At 71.5% G+C, this 19,983-nt stretch carries 18 protein-coding genes and 1 riboswitch; of the genes, 5 read left to right on the top strand and 13 right to left on the bottom strand.

The window, feature by feature from the left end; translation table 11 throughout:
- Window positions 1-487 (top strand): ABC transporter permease (locus tag ACZ60W_RS35935; protein ID WP_469759602.1); only part of this gene is annotated, 487 nt, incomplete at its 5' end.
- 178 nt (window positions 488-665) lie between these two features.
- Entirely contained in the window at window positions 666-1,475 is an 810-nt protein-coding gene (locus ACZ60W_RS35930; protein WP_469759601.1) for a PhzF family phenazine biosynthesis protein, read from the top strand.
- Between the two features lie 209 nt (window positions 1,476-1,684).
- Here the strand turns inward: ACZ60W_RS35930 and ACZ60W_RS35925 are convergent, their stop codons facing one another.
- Complete coding sequence (locus ACZ60W_RS35925; protein ID WP_469759604.1) at window positions 1,685-2,467, bottom strand: CPBP family intramembrane glutamic endopeptidase; 783 nt, start codon at window positions 2,465-2,467, stop codon at window positions 1,685-1,687.
- A gap of 146 nt (window positions 2,468-2,613) precedes the next feature.
- Window positions 2,614-4,113, bottom strand: coding sequence for a glutamate-cysteine ligase family protein (locus tag ACZ60W_RS35920; protein WP_469759600.1), 1,500 nt, complete (start codon window positions 4,111-4,113; stop codon window positions 2,614-2,616).
- 481 nt (window positions 4,114-4,594) lie between these two features.
- Between ACZ60W_RS35920 and ACZ60W_RS35915 the strand changes: the two genes are divergently transcribed.
- Together ACZ60W_RS35915 and ACZ60W_RS35910 are read left to right on the top strand one after the other, a co-directional pair.
- Complete coding sequence (locus ACZ60W_RS35915) at window positions 4,595-5,185, top strand: hypothetical protein (RefSeq protein ID WP_469759599.1); 591 nt, start codon at window positions 4,595-4,597, stop codon at window positions 5,183-5,185.
- Window positions 5,186-5,518: 333 nt separating this feature from the next.
- Window positions 5,519-5,725 carry a DUF5999 family protein gene (locus ACZ60W_RS35910; protein WP_451703499.1) on the top strand — a complete coding sequence of 69 codons (207 nt, stop codon included), beginning with the start codon at window positions 5,519-5,521 and terminating at the stop codon, window positions 5,723-5,725.
- Between the two features lie 79 nt (window positions 5,726-5,804).
- Here the strand turns inward: ACZ60W_RS35910 and gcvP are convergent, their stop codons facing one another.
- Window positions 5,805-8,690, bottom strand: a complete 2,886-nt coding sequence (gcvP, locus tag ACZ60W_RS35905; RefSeq protein WP_469759598.1) for an aminomethyl-transferring glycine dehydrogenase — start codon at window positions 8,688-8,690, stop codon at window positions 5,805-5,807.
- 179 nt (window positions 8,691-8,869) lie between these two features.
- A riboswitch (glycine riboswitch) is annotated at window positions 8,870-8,969 on the bottom strand.
- A gap of 113 nt (window positions 8,970-9,082) precedes the next feature.
- On the opposite strand from gcvP, the gene ACZ60W_RS35900 reads away from it, so the two are divergent.
- Window positions 9,083-9,448, top strand: a complete 366-nt coding sequence (locus ACZ60W_RS35900; RefSeq protein WP_469759597.1) for a PRC-barrel domain-containing protein — start codon at window positions 9,083-9,085, stop codon at window positions 9,446-9,448.
- Between the two features lie 98 nt (window positions 9,449-9,546).
- Here ACZ60W_RS35900 and ACZ60W_RS35895 read toward each other — a convergent pair whose 3' ends face one another.
- From ACZ60W_RS35895 to ACZ60W_RS35850, 10 genes are all read right to left on the bottom strand, one after another.
- Window positions 9,547-10,935 carry a DNA polymerase IV gene (locus ACZ60W_RS35895; protein WP_469759596.1) on the bottom strand — a complete coding sequence of 463 codons (1,389 nt, stop codon included), beginning with the start codon at window positions 10,933-10,935 and terminating at the stop codon, window positions 9,547-9,549.
- Between the two features lie 84 nt (window positions 10,936-11,019).
- Window positions 11,020-11,637 (bottom strand): MerR family transcriptional regulator, encoded by a 618-nt coding sequence (locus tag ACZ60W_RS35890; RefSeq protein WP_469759595.1) that lies wholly within the window; start codon window positions 11,635-11,637, stop codon window positions 11,020-11,022.
- 192 nt (window positions 11,638-11,829) lie between these two features.
- Entirely contained in the window at window positions 11,830-12,303 is a 474-nt protein-coding gene (locus tag ACZ60W_RS35885) for a bifunctional nuclease family protein (RefSeq protein WP_017238433.1), read from the bottom strand.
- A 53-nt stretch (window positions 12,304-12,356) separates the two neighbouring features.
- Window positions 12,357-13,100 (bottom strand): transcriptional regulator FtsR, encoded by a 744-nt coding sequence (gene ftsR, locus ACZ60W_RS35880; protein ID WP_469759594.1) that lies wholly within the window; start codon window positions 13,098-13,100, stop codon window positions 12,357-12,359.
- Between the two features lie 29 nt (window positions 13,101-13,129).
- A complete protein-coding gene (locus tag ACZ60W_RS35875; RefSeq protein WP_469759603.1) occupies window positions 13,130-14,071 on the bottom strand; it encodes an FHA domain-containing protein in 942 nt (313 codons plus the stop codon).
- 79 nt (window positions 14,072-14,150) lie between these two features.
- Window positions 14,151-15,215, bottom strand: a complete 1,065-nt coding sequence (locus ACZ60W_RS35870) for a DUF881 domain-containing protein (protein WP_469759593.1) — start codon at window positions 15,213-15,215, stop codon at window positions 14,151-14,153.
- A gap of 5 nt (window positions 15,216-15,220) precedes the next feature.
- On the bottom strand, window positions 15,221-15,553 hold the full coding sequence (locus ACZ60W_RS35865) for a small basic family protein (protein WP_015032176.1): 333 nt from the start codon (window positions 15,551-15,553) through the stop codon (window positions 15,221-15,223).
- A complete protein-coding gene (locus ACZ60W_RS35860; RefSeq protein WP_469759592.1) occupies window positions 15,550-16,476 on the bottom strand; it encodes a DUF881 domain-containing protein in 927 nt (308 codons plus the stop codon). The genes ACZ60W_RS35865 and ACZ60W_RS35860 overlap by 4 nt, the downstream gene beginning before the upstream one ends.
- Window positions 16,477-16,577: 101 nt before the next feature.
- Window positions 16,578-19,073 carry a sugar phosphate nucleotidyltransferase gene (locus ACZ60W_RS35855; protein WP_469759591.1) on the bottom strand — a complete coding sequence of 832 codons (2,496 nt, stop codon included), beginning with the start codon at window positions 19,071-19,073 and terminating at the stop codon, window positions 16,578-16,580.
- A 117-nt stretch (window positions 19,074-19,190) separates the two neighbouring features.
- On the bottom strand, window positions 19,191-19,799 hold the full coding sequence (locus ACZ60W_RS35850; RefSeq protein ID WP_366310100.1) for a CDP-alcohol phosphatidyltransferase family protein: 609 nt from the start codon (window positions 19,797-19,799) through the stop codon (window positions 19,191-19,193).
- Window positions 19,800-19,983 lie beyond the last annotated feature (184 nt).

Raw genomic sequence — 19,983 nt, 5'->3', positions numbered from 1 at the left:
CACCATGGCGATCCACCGCGGCTCGGTCCTCTTCGGACACGTCGCCGGCAGCGTCCTGCAGTCGATCGCGAGCGTGGTCCTCGTCGGCGGCGTCGGGGTCGCCATCGGCTTCCGCTCCACCGACGCCACCGCCCTGGAGTGGCTGGCGGCCTTCGGCCTGGTGGCCCTCTTCGCCCTGGCACTGACGTGGATCGCCGTCGGGATGGGCATGGCGAGCCCCAACGCGGAGGCCGCGAGCAACAACGCCCTGCCGCTGATCTTCCTGCCGCTGATCTCCAGCACCTTCGTCCCCATCGACGCGATGCCGGGCTGGTTCCAGCCCATCGCCCAGTACCAGCCCTTCACCCCCGCCATCGAGACCCTCCGCGGCCTGCTCCTCGGCACCGAGATCGGCGCCAATGGCTGGATCGCCGTCGCCTGGTGCCTGGCCCTCACCGCACTCGGATACCGCTGGTCCAAAGCCCAGTTCGACCGCGACCCCCGGTAGGAGCCGTGGCGACGCGGGAAGAAGCGCTCCGACGGCCGGACGACCCGGACCCCCGGGTCGTCCCCCACCCCAGGACCCACGGAGCACCGAGATGCCTCCGAGACGGCGGGGGCGGACGGTCCAGTTCTCCGCGATTGGCCTTGGCCCCGCGATTTCCGGCCCTTGTACGGTCGCTGACATGCGCATCCGAATCGTCGACGCCTTCACCGACCGGCCCTTCTCGGGGAACCCCGCGGGGGTCCTGCTCCTCGACTCCTTCCCGGAGGACACCTGGCTCCAGGAGGTCGCCGCGGAGGTCAACCTCTCCGAGACCGCCTTCGCCCACCCGCTGCCCGCCGGCGGTGACGCGGACTGGGCCCTACGCTGGTTCACCCCCACGACCGAGGTCGACATGTGCGGCCACGCCACACTGGCGACGGCCCACGTCCTGCACGGCGCCGGCGCCACGGAGGGGACGGTGCGCTTCGCGACGCGCTCCGGCGTCCTGGGCGCCACCGCCGAGGCGGACGGCACGATCACGATGGACTTCCCGACCTCCTCCCTCACCCCCGTCGCCGTGCCCGACGGGCTGGCCAAGGCCCTCGGCGCCGAGGTGGTCGCCGTCCACGACACGGCCGCCCACATCGGCGACCTGGTCGTCGAGCTGCGCGACGAGGCCACCGTCCGCTCCCTCACACCGGACTTCGCCGCCCTGAAGTCGCTCTCCTCCCGGGGGATCATCGCGACCGCCGTCGCCGAACGCCCCGACAGCGGATACGACTTCGTCTCCCGCGGCTTCTTCCCCGCCGTCGGCATCGACGAGGACCCGGTCACCGGCAGCGCCCACACGGCGCTCGCCCCCCTGTGGTCCGCCCGGCTGGGGCGCGCGGACCTGACCGGGTTCCAGGGCGGCGCCCGCACCGGTCTCGTCCGCACCCGCCTGCTCGGCGAGCGCACCCTGCTGTCCGGCCGGGCCGTGACCGTGATCGACGGCGACCTGCACGCCTGACGCACGGGCGAACACGCCGGACGCTCGGGCGGAAGGGGACGGGACGACGGAGGGGGAGGGGCGTACGCCTCAGGCGACACGCCCCTCCCCCTGCACGGGTCCCCCGCGCACAGATCCCTGCCGGCTCCCGCGCACCCGTACGCGTTCCGGCGCGCGGTCCCGGCGGCGCGTTTTCCGCGCCCCCGACACGCGCCCCCGACACGCGCCCCTCACCCGGTGGGCAGCCAGTCCACCTTCCCGGCGAGCAGCCCGTATCCGACGAAGGCGACGATGTCGAGCAGGGCGTGCGCCACGACCAGCGGGCCGGCCCTGCCCCAGCGGCGGTACAGCAGGACGAAGACGACGCCCATGACGACGTTGCCGAGGAAGCCGCCGACGCCCTGGTAGAGGTGGTACGAGCCGCGCAGGACGGAGCTGGCCACCAGCGCGGCCATCGGGCTCCAGCCCAGCTGGCCCAGCCTGCGCAGCAGGTACCCGACGACGATGACCTCCTCCAGGACGGAGTTCTGTACCGCCGAGAGGATCAGGACCGGGTACTTCCACCACACCTCGGGCAGCGACTCCGGCACCACCGTCAGGTTGAAGCCGGACGCCCGCGCCGCCAGGTAGAAGGCGAGGCCCGCGCTGCCGATGCCGGCGGCGACCAGCGTCCCGCGACCCAGGTCGAACCAGGTCCGCGTCCGGTCGAAGCCGATGGCCCGCAGCCCGGCGCCCTCCCGTGTGAGCAGATGGGCCACGAGCACGACCGGCACCAGCGCCGTGGCGATGCCGAAGAGCTGCCAGGACAGGTCGAGCCACGGCCGCCCGGGCGCGTACGAGCCGTTGAGCGTCGCCGCCTGCTCCTTCAGCGCGCCGGGCCTGGTCAGGGAGCCGACGAAGCTGATGAGCGACGACAGCGCGCTGGCGCCGAGCGAGAGGGCGAGGACGATCAGGGTCTCGTCGCGCAGGAGCTTGCGCGGCAGGCTCTCGGGGGGCAGGGAAGCGTCCCTGATGTATTGCTCCGACACCACACCTGTCTCCAGTTCCCGTCGCGGGCGCACGCCGATCCGGCGGCCTCGTCCGGAACGGTCGGTCCCCGTCCGCACGCGACCACCCTGACATGATCGCCCACGTCGCTGTGGGGACCCCCGGTGACGGGTCAGCCGATGCCGGCCGGCCAGGTGTGGACGGGCTCCCCGCCGTGCATCAGCGTCCGGTAGCGCCGGGTGGTCGCCGCGAGGGCCGCCTCCCGGTCGAGGCCGGACTCCAGGGCGCGGTGGAAGGTGTCGGCCTGCCAGGAGGCGCCGTTCACCCGGCGCAGACAGCGCTGCTCGATGATGCCGAGGTAGTGGTCGCGGTCGGCCGGTTCGATGTGCCAGGCGTCGAGTCCGGCGGCGGCCAGCGGCAGCAGTTCGTCGAGGACGAGCCGTACCGCCGGCAGCGTCGCGACCCCGCCCGCGCGTCCGGGACGGGGCCACCGCAGCTCGGCCTCGATGCCGTGGCGGCAGGCGGCGTCGAAGTTGGCCTCGGCGTCCTCGAAGGCCAGGCGCTTCCAGACGGGCCGCGGGTCGTCGGCGAGCGAGCGCACGAGACCGTAGTAGAAGGCCGCGTTGGCGATGACGTCGGCGACGGTCGGCCCGGCCGGCAGCACGCGGTTCTCCACGCGCAGGTGGGGGACGCCGTCGACCCAGCCGTAGACGGGCCGGTTCCAGCGGTAGACGGTGCCGTTGTGCAGGACCAGCTCCTGGAGCCGCGGCACGTCGCCCCGGTCGAGGACGAGGAGCGGGTCCTCCTCGTCGCAGATGGGCAGCAGGGCGGGAAAGTAGCGGACGTTCTCCTCGAAGAGGTCGTACACCGAGTCCACCCACCGCTCGCCGAACCAGGTCCGGGGGCGGACGCCCTGGGACTGCAGCTCGGGCGGGCGGGTGTCGGTGGCCTGGAGGAAGAGCGGCGGCCTGGACTCGCGCCACAGTTCCCGGCCGAAGACGAAGGGCGCGTTGGCGCCGAGCGCGATCTGCACGGCGGACACGGCCTGCGCCGCGTTCCACACGGCGGCGAAGCGGGCTGGCGTCACCTGGAGGTGGAGCTGGACCGAGGTGCAGGCGGCCTCGGGAACGATCGACTCCGAGGTGCACAGCAGCCGTTCGACGCCGTGGATGTCGAGCGTGAAGTCCTCGCCGCGGGCGGCGAGGATCTGGTCGTTGAGCAGGGAGTAGCGGTCGGCCGCCGACAGGTTCTCGAAGACCAGGTCGCTCTGGGCGAGCGTGGGGAGTATGCCGATCATGACGACGCCGGCGTCGAGTTCGGCGGCCTTGCGGTCGGCGTATCCGAGGCTGGTGCCGATCTCCTCCGCGAGCCGGTCGAAAACACGGCCCCCCAACTGGTGCGGGGCGATGTTCACTTCGAGGTTGAACATTCCGAGTTCCGTCTGGAAATCGGCGCTCGCGATCTTTTCGAGAACGGGTCCGTTGAGCATGCGGGGCAGCCCGTCGGCACCGGCGAGATTGAGTTCGATCTCCACGCCCATGAGATTGCGCGGCCGGTCGAACCTCTTCTCCGCCAGCAGTCTCGCGAGTCCCGCGAGGCACTGCTGGAGTTTTCTCCGGTAGTGCTGTCGGTCGGACGGGCCGAACCCGTCGGCCACGACCTTCTCCCCCATCGAAGCGTCCCTCCCCGAGTGTTCAGCCGCCGCGACGGCCGTGTGTCACGGACGATGATGCCCACCCCATTGATCGACAACGCCTGCGGAACGGGGCGGTTGGCCGATAGGCTGGACGGAGAGCACCACCGGCACATTCCGGGGGCAAGGAACGCGCGACATATACCGGCGTCCTATTGTTCGGGAAGCCGGGGGCACAATTCGGCCGTCCCCCGTCGCGCCGAATTCGCAGGTGAGCGGCGAGAGGTGGCTTAGATTCCGCCCGGAAGCCCCTGGATTAAGGCTCGATGACGCCTTGTCAGGAATATCGGCGGCGTCTAGCGGAAACACTGTGTGAACACGTGTCGTATAAACTCCGCGGACGAGGCAGAGTGTTGGCGCCCGGCCATGGCCTCATGGCCCCCTCTCTGGCCCCGCCGCCGACAGCGCCGTCGTACCTGCCCACGCGTCACCGTGTCTCCTGAGCGAGAGGCGACCCACCATGCTCCGACCCTCCCCGGCACCCGTGCCGGCCCTCCGCAGTGTGCTCGCGGCCCTCGGTTCGCCGACCGCCGTCCGCGAGGCCCGAACGCCCGCTCTGCGGGCCGCGCAGGGACCACTGAGCCCCGAACACCCGCTGCCCGTGCACGTCCTCGGCGTCGCAGGAGCCCCCGGGATCGCGCCCCGCACCCGGCTCGCCGGCTGGCGCTTCCTGATCCGGCACGGGGAGCGGACGATCGCGGCCGCGGACACCATGCTCACCCCGGACGGCTGGACCTTCTCGCACTTCTTCGAGGGACCGTACGTCACCGCGACGGAGCGGGCGCTGCTCCAGGCCGAGACGCTGCCGGGCGCGTACGAGCCACGGCTGCTGTCCGTGCCGGAGCTCTACATGCTGACCCTCTGGCTGCACGCCGAACCGGACGCGGCCGGCACGGCCACCGCCCCGGCCGCGGCCGACCTGATGGTGCCGCTGGCCCCCGCCCCGCCGGGGATCGCGGCCCACCGGCCGTACCAGGTCGCCGACCTCCTGCCCGTCCTCAGTACGCGTCTCGCGCCGCCGCCCCTCCTGGGCTCGGCGGCGCCCGCCTGATCCATCCCACGCGCCCCACGCCCCGTGGCCCGGTCGGGTCACGGGGCGCACTGCTGCCCGGGGCGCGCGCTCGAACGAGCGCCCCGAACACACCCCCCACCGGACGGACTAGCCCGCTGGGACCACCCCGAACCACCCGAAGAGACGGTGCAGTTGACCTGAACCGCCCCTGCGGGTGATGCGTCTTCCCCGGAGAGGACGAGCTGACGTGAAATACCTGCGGAAGACCGTCCGTGGGGCAAGACTGGGAACGGACCGAACCGACCGACGGGGGCGGCGATGAGCGCGAACAGCCGCAGGACATCCACCACGACGCAGCGAAAGAACCCACCCATGTGCCAGCATCAGCCTGCCTGTCCCACCGCCGACTCCGCCGACCGGGAGGCGGCCCGACCGATGGCGCACCATCCGGAACAGGGCTGGAGCCTGCTGTGCAACGGCGTCCTGCTCTTCGAGGACACCGGTGAGCTCCTGCCGGACGGGCAGATCATCGCCCCGCACCGGCCGCTGACGACGGGACGGGTGACGACCGCCGCCTGAGCGGGCGGCGCGTCCGGCGCACGGGAAACGCCGAGGGCCGGCCCGGAGGAGATCCTCCGGGCCGGCCCTCGGTGCGTGCTCAGTGGTCGTACTCGTCCATGGGCGGGCAGGAGCAGACCAGGTTGCGGTCGCCGAAGGCGCCGTCGATGCGGCGCACCGGCGGCCAGTACTTGTCGGCGGCCGAGACGCCGGCGGGGAAGACCGCCTCGTCACGGGTGTACGGGTGGTTCCACTCGCCGCCCAGCGCGGCCGCGGTGTGCGGCGCGTTGTGCAGCGGGTTGTCCTCGGCGGGCCACTCGCCCGAGGCGACCTTCTCGATCTCGGCGCGGATCGCGATCATCGTGTCGCAGAAGCGGTCCAGCTCGGTGAGGTCCTCGGACTCGGTCGGCTCGATCATGAGCGTGCCGGCCACCGGGAAGGACATCGTCGGGGCGTGGAAGCCGTAGTCGATGAGGCGCTTCGCGATGTCGTCGACGGTGACGCCGGTCGCCTTCGACAGCGGACGCAGGTCCACGATGCACTCGTGGGCGACCAGCCCGGCCGGGCCGGTGTAGAGCACCGGGAAGTGCGGCTCCAGGCGCTTGGCGATGTAGTTCGCCGCGAGGACGGCGACCTGGGTGGCGCGCTTGAGGCCCTCGCCGCCCATCAGGCGGACGTACGACCACGAGATCGGCAGGATGCCGGCGGAGCCCCACGGGGCGGCCGAGATCGGGCCGACGCCGGTCTCCGGGCCCGCGGTGGGCTGGAGCGGGTGGTTGGGCAGGTACGGGGCGAGGTGGGCGCGGACGCCGACCGGGCCGACACCGGGACCGCCGCCGCCGTGCGGGATGCAGAAGGTCTTGTGCAGGTTCAGGTGGGAGACGTCGCCGCCGAAGTGGCCGGGCTTGGCCAGGCCGACGAGGGCGTTGAGGTTGGCGCCGTCGACGTACACCTGGCCGCCGGCCTCGTGGACCTCGGCGCAGATGTCGGCGACGTGCTCCTCGAAGACGCCGTGCGTCGACGGGTAGGTGATCATCAGCACCGACAGCTCGTCGCGGTACTGCGCGATCTTGGCGCGCAGGTCCTCGACGTCGACCTCGCCGTCGTCGGCGGTCTTGACGACGACGACCTTCATGCCGGCCATGACCGCGGAGGCGGCGTTGGTGCCGTGCGCGGAGGACGGGATGAGGCAGACCGTGCGCTGCTCGTCGCCGTTGGCGCGGTGGTAGGCGCGGACCGCGAGGAGGCCGGCCAGCTCGCCCTGGGAGCCGGCGTTCGGCTGGATCGACACCTTGTCGTAGCCGGTGACCTCGGCGAGGCGCTCCTCCAGCTCGGTGATGAGCGTGACGTAGCCCTGGGCCTGCTCGACGGGGGCGAAGGGGTGCATCTGCCCGAACTCGGGCCAGGTCACCGCCTCCATCTCGGTCGTGGCGTTGAGCTTCATCGTGCAGGAGCCGAGCGGGATCATGCCGCGGTCCAGCGCGTAGTCGCGGTCGGCCAGCTTGCGCAGGTAGCGCAGCATCGACGTCTCGGAGCGGTGCGCGTGGAAGACCGGGTGGGTCAGGTACGAGTCGGTGCGCAGCAGCGCGGCCGGCAGCGCGTCCTCGGTGACGGCGTCCAGCGCCTCGACGTCGGCGGTGACGCCGAAGGCGCCCCAGACGGCGGCGAGCTGCTCGCGGCCGGTGGTCTCGTCGCAGGAGATCGACACGCGGTCGGCGTCGACGCGGAAGAGGTTGACGCCGGCCTCGCGGGCGGCGGCCACGACCTCGTCGGCCTTGCCCGGGACGCGGGCGGTGAGGGTGTCGAAGAAGGTGCCCTGGGTGAGCTCCACGCCGCCGGCGGTCAGGCCCGCGGCGAGGATGGCGGCGTACCGGTGAGTGCGCTGGGCGATCTGCCTCAGGCCGTCCGGGCCGTGGTAGACGGCGTACATGCCGGCCATGACGGCGAGCAGGACCTGCGCGGTGCAGATGTTGCTGGTCGCCTTCTCGCGGCGGATGTGCTGCTCGCGGGTCTGCAGCGCGAGGCGGTAGGCGCGGTTGCCGTCGGCGTCGACGGAGACGCCGACCAGGCGGCCGGGGAGGGAGCGCGCGTGCTTGTCCTGGACGGCCATGTAGCCGGCGTGCGGACCGCCGAAGCCCATGGGCACGCCGAACCGCTGGGTCGTGCCGACGGCGATGTCGGCGCCGAGCTCGCCGGGCGAGGTGAGCAGGGTCAGCGCGAGCAGGTCGGCGGCGACGGTGACGATCGCGCCGAGCCCGTGGGCCTGGTCGACGACGGCCTTGATGTCACGGACGGCACCGGAGGCGCCGGGGTACTGGAGGAGGACGCCGAAGACGCCGCGCTCGGCGACCTCGGCCGGGATGCCCTCGGAGAGGTCGGCGACGACGACCTCGACGCCGGTGGGCTCGGCGCGGGTCTCGATGACGGCGATCGTCTGGGGCAGGGCGTCGGCGTCGACGAGGAAGACGCCGTTCTTGACCTTGCCGACGCGGCGGGACAGCGCCATGGCCTCGGCGGCGGCGGTGCCCTCGTCGAGGAGGGAGGCGCCCGAGGTGGGCAGGCCGGTCAGGTCGGCGACCGTCGTCTGGAAGTTCAGCAGGGCCTCCAGGCGGCCCTGGGAGATCTCCGGCTGGTAGGGCGTGTACGCCGTGTACCAGGCCGGGTTCTCCATGACGTTGCGGAGGATGACCGGCGGGGTGAAGGTGCCGTAGTAGCCGAGGCCGATCATCGGGGCCAGGACCTGGTTGCGGTCGGCGAGCGAGCGCAGCTCGGCGAGGACCTCGGCCTCGGTGCGCGCGGAGGGAAGCCCCAGCGCCTCGGTGTTCTTGATCACGTCCGGCACCGCGGCGGCGGTGAGCTCGTCGAGCGAGCCGTATCCGACCTGGGCGAGCATCTTGGCCCGCGCCTCGGCGTCGGGGCCGATGTGCCGCTGCTCGAACGGGATGCCCTGCTCGAGCTCGGAGAGCGGAATGCGGTTGGCGGTCATGTACGGAGGCCTCCTGGTCGTCACGACCTGCGAGGGGCACCACGGCGCGGGTACCCGGACGGCCTCCCCCTCTGTCATCTCAACCTGAGAGTTTCACCGGCACGCCTCACGGCACGCCGGCTTTCACCGTCGGTGAGAGCGGGACACCGTCGGGCATCCGCTCTGCTTTCCAGAGTGACCTCGTCCGCGCGGTACAGGGGCCTGAGAGATTCCGGGGAGGATTTGCTCCTTCGGCGCCCACCGGAAGGTTTCTCCGGGGGACTCTCCCGCACGGGGTCGACAGCCACAGCCAGCCTACCAGCGCGGTTGTGGCTGCCATCGCTCAAGTGGCCGACATCCCAGTTGTGCACTTTGGTAGGGGTGTAGAGCAGTTGCGACCAGTTGGAGGGACCGTGCAGACCGACATCGATCCGCGCAGCCTGATCGGCCGCAAGGCGTACGACCGGAACGGACACAAGATCGGCACCGTGGACGAGGTGTACCTGGACGACGCGACCGGCGTCCCGGAGTGGGCCGCGGTCCGCACCGGACTCTTCAGCCGGGACGCGTTCGTGCCCCTGGACCCGAGCGACCTGCTCGACGACGGGCTCCACATCCCCTACGAACGCGCCCTCATCAGGGACGCCCCCGACTTCGGCGTGGGCCGTCACCTCTCCCCCGAGCAGGAACTCCAGCTGTACCGCCACTACAGCCTCGCCCTGCCCCCGCCCCCCTCCGACCACCCCGACACCGACTTCGGCCGGCTCGCCGGCTCCTGACGCTCCGCGCCCCGGCCCTCCCCCACCCGCGGGCGGGCCGAGCCCGGCCGCCCCGGTCCGCGGCGACCGGCCCGCCCGTCCGCCGCGGCGGACGGGGCCTATCCCACGAGCGGCAGCGGTTCCCCCGCCACCAGGTCGGGATCGTCCACGGCGAACGTCCGAACCCGCCCCGGGGCGGTCGACCCAGGTTCTTCGAACCGGACGGTGACCCGTCCGAGGCCGCTGCCCTGCACCCAGCCGGGACCGTGGACCGCGTGCCGGACGTCGTGCCCGGGCGCCCAGTGGCGCTCCACGGGCTCGGGCGCCCCACCCGGCCCCTCGGCACCATCCGCATCGCCCGAGGCGCCCTCGGGGGTGCTCAGGGCCGTGGAAACGCCCTCGTCGGGCGCCGGCTCACCGACCCCCTCCGCCGCGCCGGCCGCCTGCGCGAAGAGGTCCTCCTGCGTGTAGTCCGCCAGCCCGCTCACCCCGACGCCGAGGAGCCGTACGCCACCGGTGGTGTCCACCGCCTCCAGGAGCCGTCCGACGGCCTCGCGCACGACGGCGGGATCGTCCGTGGGACCCCGCAGCGTCTCGGACCGGGTCAGCGTCGAGAAGTCGTAGCGCCGGACCTTCAGGACGATCGTCCGGCCCGAGTGGCCCGAGGCCCGCAGCCGCCCCACGCACCGGTCGGCGAGCCGCTCGACCTCCACCCGGATGCGCACCCGGTCGTGCAGGTCCACGTCGAAGGTGTCCTCGACGGAGACCGACTTGGCGTCGCGCTCGGCGACCACGGGCCGGTCGTCGTGGCCCAGGGCCATCCGGTGCAGCGACGCCCCGTGCGCCCGCCCCAGCAGCCGCACGAGCTCGTCCTCGCCCGCCTCCGCGAGGTCGGTCACCGTGGTCATCCCGGCCCGCCGCAGGTGCTCCCCGGTCGCCGGCCCGACACCCGGCAGGATCCGCACCGACCGCGGGCCCAGCAGCTCCCGCTCGGTGCCGGGCTCGATCAGGACGAGGCCGTTCGGCTTGGCCTCCTCCGAGGCGATCTTCGCGATCATCTTCGACCCGGCGAGCCCCACGGAGCCGGTCAGCCCCGTCGTCGCCAGGATGTCGGCCCGCAGCCGCTCCCCCGCGGCCCGGGCGCCCGCGCTGTCGTCGGCGACCCCGCCGGCCTCCAGGTCCACGAACGCCTCGTCGAGGCTGAGCGGCTCCACGAGCGGCGAGAGCCGGCCGAGCAACTCCATGACCTGCTCGCTGATCGACCGGTAGAAGGCGAAGCGCGGCACCAGGTAGGCGGCGTTCGGCGCGAGCCGCCGCGCCTGCCCCATCGGCATCGCCGAGTGCACCCCGAAGCGCCGCGCCTCGTAGGAGGCGGTCGCGACCACGCCCCGCGGTCCCAGCCCGCCCACGACGACGGGCTTTCCGCGCAGGCTCGGCTTCGCCGCCTGCTCTGCGGCGGCGAAGAACGCATCCATGTCGAGATGCAGGATCGTCGGCGCGGCTCTCACGGTTCCGATGCTGCCTTACGCCACTGACAACGGCCCCGTACCCGGGCGGCCGGTCCACCCGCCACCGGCCGGCACGGGGGTCGCTCAGACCGCCTTGTCGCGCCGCCGCCGGGCCAGCTCGTCGCCCGGGTTGTGCCCGACGAGCGTCTCGCCCGTGTCGACCCGCTCCCCGTGCAGCTGCGAGAGCGCCGACTCCACGTCCCGCCACACCACGCCGACGGCGATGCCGAAGACGCCCTGCCCGCCCTGGAGCAGGTCGACGACCTCGTCCGGCGAGGAGCACTCGTACACCGTGGCGCCGTCGCTCATGAGCGTCATCCGCTCCAGGTCGCGAAAGCCCCGGGCGCGCAGGTGCTGCACCGCCGCCCGGATGTTCTGCAGGGCCACCCCGGTGTCCAGGAACCGCTTGACGATCTTCAGCACCACGACGTCGCGGAAGCTGTAGAGGCGCTGCGTCCCCGACCCGTACGCGGGCCGCACGCTCGGCTCCACGAGCCCCGTGCGCGCCCAGTAGTCCAGCTGCCGGTAGGTGATCCCGGCGGCCGCGCAGGCCGTCGGTCCCCGGTACCCGATCGTCTCGGCCGTCACGTCCGCATCCGCGTCCGTCCCGAAGTCGCCCACACTGCCGTGAAGCGGATACGGACCGCTCCCCCCGGACACGCGTCCGAGCGAGCTCCCTGCCGTACCGTCCGCGCTGCTCATCACGCCGACCCTCCGTCCTTGACCTGCCCACACGAAGGTAGGCAGTCACTCGGGGTGCGTCAACGATCGCCACACTCGGCACGCCGAGTGATAATCACCCTGAGAGTGGTTTCCCGTGTCCCTCTCCGGGGAAAGGCTACTCGAATGCCCTGACGGCACCCCGGGAACGGCCTCCGGACGGAGCGCCTCGCCTCACTGGCTGTTGGTCCCGAAGTCCTCCGGTGAGATCTGGTCGAGGAACTCGCGGAACTTCTCCACCTCGTCCTCCTGCTCGTCCGGAATCGCGATGCCGGCGTCGTCCAGCACACCGTCGCTGCCGAAGATCGGCGTCCCGGTCCGCAGGGCCAGCGCTATCGCGTCGGACGGGCGCGCGCTCACCTCGACGCCGCTGGCGAAGACCAGCTCGGCGTAGAAGACCCCGTCGCGCAGATCCGTGATGCGGACCTCGGTCAGCTCCTGTCCCACGGCCTCCAGCACGTCCTTGAAAAGGTCGTGCGTCAGCGGCCGCGGCGGCGCCATCCCCTGCTGGGCGAAGGCGATCGCGGTCGCCTCCCCCGGTCCGATCCAGATGGGGAGGTACCGATCGCCTCCCACTTCACGCAGGAGCACGATCGGCTGGTTGGAGGGCATTTCCACCCGGACACCCACAACGTCGAGCTCGTTCACACAGCAACCCTAGGACGTGCTCGACCGGTTTGGATAGTCGGGCCCCTCCGGGCTCACTGCAGGCGGATGCCCAGAGCCGTCTGCACCAGGGCCGCGTGCAGCCGCACCGACTGGACCGCCAGCTCCTGCGCGGTGGCCTCCGCATGGGCCCTGGTCTGCGGGTTCCGGTGCCGGCGCAGCGGCGCGACCACCTGCTCGATGAGCCCCGCCTCCCGGTCCGCGGCCGCCTTGACGGCCCGCAGGTGCCGGGGTTCCAGACCGAATCTCCCCAGGTCCGCGACGAGCCGGGCGACGGTCACGGTCTCGGCGTCGTAGCCCCCGCCCTCCGCCTCGGCGATCAGACCGTACGACTCCCACGCGGCGAGCTCGGCCTCGGTCACCTCCGCGGCGGCGATCAGCTCCGCCCGCCCGATCCGCGCGGCGGTCGGCGGCTCCGCGTCCTGTTCCCACGCCCCGTCGAGCAGGTCGCGCCGGCGCCCGGGCGCCGGGAGCGGGATCTGCTCGCCCCGCGCGAGGGCGTCGAGGTGCTCGCGGATGACCTTCAGCGGAAGATAGTGGTCCCGCTGCATCCGCAGGATCTGGGCGAGCCGCTCCACGTCCTGCGGGCTGAACTTCCGGTATCCGGAGGCCGTACGGCGGGGCTCGACCAGCCCCTCGGCCTCCAGGAACCGGATCTTGGAGATCGTCACTTCGGGAAATTCGTCACGCAACTGGTTCAGCACCGTGCCGATGCTGACCAGCCGGTCGCCCGCGGCGGCGGTGCCGGATCCGGCACCGCCCGTCGGTGTTCGCAACATGGACCTTCCCTGAAGGCTTCTCCGAGGCGTCACACGCCCCGCTGGCTCGAGTAGAAGACCAGCCGGTACTTGCCGATCTGCACCTCGTCGCCGTTGGACAGAACGACCGAGTCGATCGGCTCACGGTTGACGTACGTGCCGTTGAGGCTGCCGACATCGGCAACGGTGAAGCTGCCGTCCTGCGCCCGCCGGAACTCGACGTGCCGCCGGGAGACGGTGAAGTCGTCCAGGAAGATGTCGCTCTGCGGGTGACGCCCGGCCGTGGTCAGCTCACCGTCGAGCAGGAACCGGCTGCCGGAGTTCGGGCCCCGGCGCACCACGAGGAGCGCGGAGCCCAGCGGCAGCGCCTCCACGGCCGCCAGCGCCTCCGGGGAGAGCGACGGCAGCTGCGTCTGACCGGTGACCTCGGCGTCGTACGCCTCGAGCCCCGAGATGGAGATCGTGGACGTCGTCTCCGACGCGCGCTCGGCGGCGACTCCGCCCCGCAGCGGCGTACCGCAGTGGGAGCAGAAACGACTGTCGGCCGCGTTGCGGTGACCGCACCTCGTACACACCGGCATGGACGCGTCCTCCTGCCGCGGCATCCCCGCGGAGGTCTGTGTCGCGTACGGGTCGGGGGTAAACCCTCCACCCGTACTTGAGGTTGATGGTTCTCCGAAACCTATGCGGGCGGCCCCGGCGGGGTCAACAGACGACGCGCCGTACGCGCCCGGAACGTCACCGCCCTGGCCACCGACCTCATCGCGGAAGAGCGGGCGTTCGCCACCCTGCTCCTCGCCCTGGGCGTGGCGCGACGCGCGGTGCTTGGCGTTGCCGCCGTCCTCGCGTCCGCTCTTGCCGAACAACTTCGCAAAAAAACTCACGGGCGATTCCCCTTGACCGAAACAGACCCGCCCGTGGGGCAGGACGAACCGAGATCCATCACACCTGCCGACCCGGACACCTTCACAACGTCCGCAGCCTCCGGACAGTTTCCACCAAGCACCACCGTTGTGGTGCGCCGACCCCCCGCAACGTCATGCCCTTGTCGCGGGACCCCTCCGCCCCCTCTCACTGCGAGGACGACTGAGCGTAGTCAGGCCGCTTCGCGGGTCGCAAGGCATCGACGACGATCTTCGCCGACCGCTCCACCGTGGCCGTGGCCTGCTCCTTCTCCAGGGTCTGCACGACACCGCCGGGGATGTTGAGCGCGGGCTCGAGATCCTCCGGCTTGCCGATGACCTTGAAGACGTACGGAGCGGCCACCTTCGTTCCATCGATGCGCATGTCATCGCCGCTACCGGTGAAATAACTGTCCGCGACCACGCGCACACCGTTGACCTGGATCGCCTCGGCGCCCGCGGCCCGGAGCTCCTGGATCGCGTCGAGCAGCATGTCCGACTCCACCGCGCCGCCGGGGTCCCCGATGGTCAGGGTGACTCCCGGACCCTGGGCGGCGACCGTGCCGGCCAGGATGCCGAGCTGCTGCTCCTTCTCCTGGGTCTGCCGGCGCGCCTCCTCCGCCTGGTCCGAGCTGGACTCCAGCTCGGAGCGCTGCTTCTCCAGCCGGGACTGCTCGTCCTCCAGGCGCTGCGTGCGGTCGTCGAGTTCGTCGAGGATGCGCACCAGGTCCTCCTGGCGCGCCCCGCGCAGCGCGCTGTTCTCGCTGGTCGAGGAGACCTGGATGGCCAGACCGAGACCGAGCACGAACAGCAGGAGGGCCACGATGAGTTGCGCGCGCGTCACCCGCGGCGGCCACAGCGCGGACGCCAGCCTCCGCCGGCCGCCCGACTCGCCCCCGGAGGCCGCGGAGGCCCCGGACGCCGCGTCGGGCGCGGACGCCGCCGGCGTTCCGGCCGGGGGCACGTCCGTACGCGGCATCTCCTCGGGAGGCAGTTCCCCGGCCGCGGCCGGGTCGCCGACGGGAGCCTTCGCAACCTCGGGCGCCTTCGGCAGCTCGGGCTCGCGGACGGCCCCGGGCGTCCGGGGCTCCTCCGGCGTCCGTCGGCCCTCGTCGTCCAGCGGGACCGCGGACTCGTCGGGCCCCTCGTGGTCTCCGGGCTTATGTGGACCCTGGGGGTCCAGGGGGCCCTGGGGACTCCGCGGATCCTGGGGGTTCAGGGGGTTCTCGCTCATCGGCCTCACGCCCGGAACACGTGGCGCCGGATGGCGGCCGCGTTGGAGAAGATCCGGATGCCGAGCACGACGACCACACCGGTCGACAGCTGCGCGCCCACGCCCAGCTTGTCGCCGAGGAAGACGATCAGCGCGGCCACGACCACGTTCGACAGGAACGAGACCACGAAGACCTTGTCGACGAAGATCCCGTCGAGCATGGCCCGCAGACCGCCGAAGACCGCGTCGAGGGCGGCGACCACGGCGATCGGGAGATAGGGCTCGACCACCGCCGGAACCTCGGGGCGGACCAACAGTCCGACCACGACTCCGACGATCAGGCCCAGTACGGCGATCACGATGTGCCCTTCCCTGTGTCTGCCGTGGCCCGACCGGACGGCGTCGCCCCGGCCCCCCTCGGCTCTGCGGTACGTACGGCCAGGCTCGTCGCGGCCGGCAGGCTGACGTCGCCCTCGGCCGTGATGGCGCTCCTGATCCCGAAGTTCTCCACCAGCGCGTGCAGGTACTGCCCGTCGGCGCTGTCCTGGAACGCGGTGCTCAGCCGCTGTCCGTCCCCGATGGCGAGGACGGTGTACGGCGGCACCAGCGGCTTGTTGTCGACCAGTATGGCGTCGCCGGCGGCCCGGATCGCGGAGAGCGACGTCAGCCGCTGCCCGTTGATCGCGACGGCCTCGGCGCCCGACTCCCACAGCCCGTTGATCACCCGCTGCATGTCCCGGTCGCGCACCCGGCCCGTGTCGGAGAAGCCGCTGCTCTCGCGCGGCCCGCCGCCACCGCTGTCGGTGCCCTTGGCGTCGTCGACGACGAGCTTCACACCGGGCCCGTGCACCGGCGTCGCGCCCGACAGCAGTGCCACGAGCTCGGCCTGGTCGCCGCCGTGCTCCTGGAGCGCCTCCCGCTGACGGTTCCCGACCTCGGTCCGGATCCGCTCGACGTCCCGCGCCAGCCCGTCCGCCGTCGAGGTCTCGGCCTCGATCCGGTCGATCAGCTCCTGCCGCTCCTTGGCGACGACCGGCGCGGAGATCCGCGCCTCGGCCGCGCCCACGGTCACCACGGCGGCCGCGAGGACCAGACCGGCGGCGACGCCGAGCTTGGCCCGCAGGCTGCGGGGCAGCCCACCGCCCTCGGCGGCCCGCCGGGCCGTGGCCTCCGCGTACCCGTCGTCCAGCGCGTGGTCTATGACGTTGTTCAGCAGCGACATCGACGCGTCCGGGCGCGGCGGTGGTGATCCGGTGCTCCGAACGGGGGGCTGCTGCGACATGCCGCACATCGTCGCACGTCGCACGGCCTACCGCCGAATGGCCCCCGGAACGGGCCGGGAGGCACCCCGAGAGGCGCCTCCCGGCCGGTCGTCGCGAACGGTCAGCGACCTGCGCTGTCGACCACCTCGGCCCACTCGTCGAGCAGGGCCTGCGCGGAGCTGTCGTCGGGGCCCTCGGCCCACAGATGGGTGACGGCCTCCGCGGGGTCGGGCAGCACCATCACCCAGCGCCCGTCGGCCTCGACCACCCGCACGCCGTCGGTGGTGTCCACGGACCGGCTGCCCGCCGCCTCGACCACCCGTCGCATGACGAGCCCCTTCACGGCCCACGGGGTCGGGATGTCCTTCTTGAGGACGTGGGCCCGCGGGATCCGCGCGTCGATCTGGCTCAGCGTGAGCTGGGTCCGCGCCACGAGCCCGAGGAGCCGCACGAAGGCGGCCGACCCGTCGAAGACGCTGCTGAACTCGGGCACGATGAACCCGCCGCGCCCGTCACCGCCGAAGATCGTCGACTCCTCCCGGCCGACCCGGGTGAGGTCGTCGGGCGAGGTCGTCGTCCACTCCACCTGCGTGCCGTGGTAGGCGGCCACCTGCTCCGCGATCCGGGTCGTCGTCACCGGCAGGGCGACCCGCCCGGACCTGCGCTCGGCCGCCACGAGGTCGAGCAGCACCAGCAGTGCCCGGTCGTCCTCGATGATCCGTCCGCGCTCGTCCACGAGCGAGAGCCGCTCGCCGACAGGGTCGAACCGCACACCGAAGGCGGCCCGCGCCGACGCCACGATCTCCCCGAGCCGGACGAGACCGGCGCGCCGGCTCTCCGCGGACTCGGTGGGCCGGGACTCGTCGAGTCCGGGGTTGATCGTCAGCGAGTCGACCTGGAGCCGGCCGAGAAGGCTGGGGAGCACGAGCCCGGCACTGCCGTTGGAGGCGTCCACGACCACCTTCAGGCCCGCCTCGGCGATGCCGGAGGTGTCGACGTTGCGCAGCAGGGACCCGGTGTACGAGTCGAAGACACTGGCCGGGAAGGACAGGTCGCCGATCTCACCGGGGAAGGCTCTCCGGTACTCCTGCCGCGCGAACACCCGGTCGAGCTTGCGCTGCCCGCCCTGGGAGAGGTCCGCCCCTCGTTCGTCGAAGAACATGATGTCCACGGAGTCCGGCACGCCGGGCGAGGTCCGCACCATGATCCCGCCGGCGCTTCCCCGCGCGGTCTGCTGCCGCGCCACCGGCAGCGGCACGTTCTCCAGGTCCCGTACGTCGATGGCGCTGGCCTGGAGCGCGGAGATCACCGCGCGCTTCAGCGCACGGGCACCGCGGGAGTGGTCGCGCGCGGTGGTGACCGTCGCGCCCTTCTTGAGCGTCGTGGCGTACGCCCCCGCCAGCCGGACGGCCAGCTCGGGGGTGATCTCCACGTTGAGGATGCCGGAGACGCCGCGGGCCCCGAAGAGATGGGCCTGGCCGCGGGACTCCCAGATGACCGAGGTGTTGACGAAGGCGCCGGCCTCGATCGTCTTGAACGGGTACACCCGGACGTTGCCCTGCACGATCGACTCCTCGCCGATCAGGCACTCGTCCCCGATGACGGCCCCGTCCTCGATCCGGGCGGCCCGCATGATGTCGGTGTTCTTCCCGATCACGCAGCCGCGCAGATTGCTCTGCTGGCCGACGTACACGTTGTCGTGGACGACCGCCTTGTGGAGGAAGGCCCCGCTCTTGACGACGACGTTGGAGCCGACCACCGTGTGCTCGCGGATCTCCGCGCCGGCCTCGACCTTGGCGTAGTCACCGATGTAGAGCGGTCCGCGCAGCTCCGCGTCGGGGTGCACCTCGGCGCCCTCGGCGACGTAGACGCCCGGCGAGATCTCGAAGCCGTCGATGTCGACCTGGACCTTGCCGTCCAGGACGTCGGCCTGGGCCTTCACATAGCTCTCGTGGGTGCCGACGTCCTCCCAGTAGCCCTCGGCGACGTAGCCGTAGATCGGCTTGCCGTCCTTCATGAGCTTCGGGAAGACGTCGCCCGACCAGTCGACGGAGACGTCCGCCTCGACGTAGTCGAAGACCTCGGGCTCCATCACGTAGATGCCGGTGTTCACCGTGTCCGAGAAGACCTGTCCCCAGGTGGGCTTCTCCAGGAAGCGCTCGACCTTTCCCTCTTCGTCCACGATCGTGATGCCGAATTCCAGCGGATTGGGGACCCTCGTCAGACAGACCGTGACGAGGGCGCCCTTCTCCTTGTGGAAGGCGATCAGATCGGTCAGATCGAAATCGGTGAGCGCGTCTCCCGAGATCACGAGGAAGGCGTCGTCCTTCAACGCTTCCTCGGCGTTCTTCACACTCCCCGCTGTACCGAGGGGCTTTTCCTCGTTGGCATACGTGAGCTCCATGCCGAGCTCCTCGCCGTCGCCGAAGTAGTTCCGGACGAGTGAGGCGAGAAACTGCACGGTGACGACGGTCTCGTTGAGACCGTGCCTCTTGAGCAGTCGTAGGACGTGCTCCATGATCGGCCGGTTCACCACCGGCAGAAGAGGCTTGGGCATGCTCGAGGTCATCGGGCGAAGGCGTGTTCCTTCGCCACCGGCCATTACGACGGCCTTCATGTCGGAAGCGTCCTCCTTGAAGAGACGACGGTCCTGCCGACTTCACCTGTCCGCACAGTAGCCCTGGGGATGTCCTCGAAGGTGCCGGCGACGCTGCTCGGCACGGGACGGACGGGCTCAATCGGCCGCGGTATCCGCCTTCACGAGTCGGCGGACCTGGACCACGTAGAGGATTCCTGCCCACCAATACAGAGTTGTACCCCATCCGGCGAAGGCCCACCCGAAAACTTCAGCGAGTGACGACAGCCAGCCCGTTCCGTCACTGAGAAGCAGCAACGGGAACGCGTACATCAGGTTGAATGTCGCAGCTTTCCCGAGGAAGTTCACCTGCGGCGGAGGGTAGCCGTGACGGCGGAGGATTCCCACCATCACGAGCAGCATGGCCTCGCGCGCGAGCAGGGCCGCCGTCAGCCACCAGGGCAGGATCTCGCGCCAGGTGAGACCCACCAGAGTGGAAAGGATGTACAGCCGGTCCGCCGCCGGATCGAGCAGCCGGCCGAGGTTGCTGATCTGGTTCCAGCGCCGCGCGAGCTTGCCGTCGAGATAGTCGCTGACACCGCTGAGCGCCAGCACGAGCAGCGCCCACCCGTCACTGTTGGGCCCACCGAACTCCGGACGGAGAATCAGCCACAGAAACAGCGGCACGCCGGCGAGGCGCGCCATGCTGAGAATGTTGGGGATGGTGAGGACCCGGTCGGTCTGAACGCGAGTCTCCTGGACCTCCACCCGGGGGCCTCCTGCTGGGCTGGTGCCGACATTGCCCCCCGACCTTACCCTCAGCCACCACCCACCCCGACACAGGGGCCCGCCCGCCACCAGAACGCAAAAATGCCTCAACCCCCGGACGATGTCCGGGGGTTGAGGCTAAAAATTGTTCGGCGGCGTCCTACTCTCCCACAGGGTCCCCCCT

This window comes from Streptomyces sp. NPDC104202 (assembly GCF_055584185.1).
This window is presented reverse-complemented; position numbering and strand designations above follow the sequence as displayed.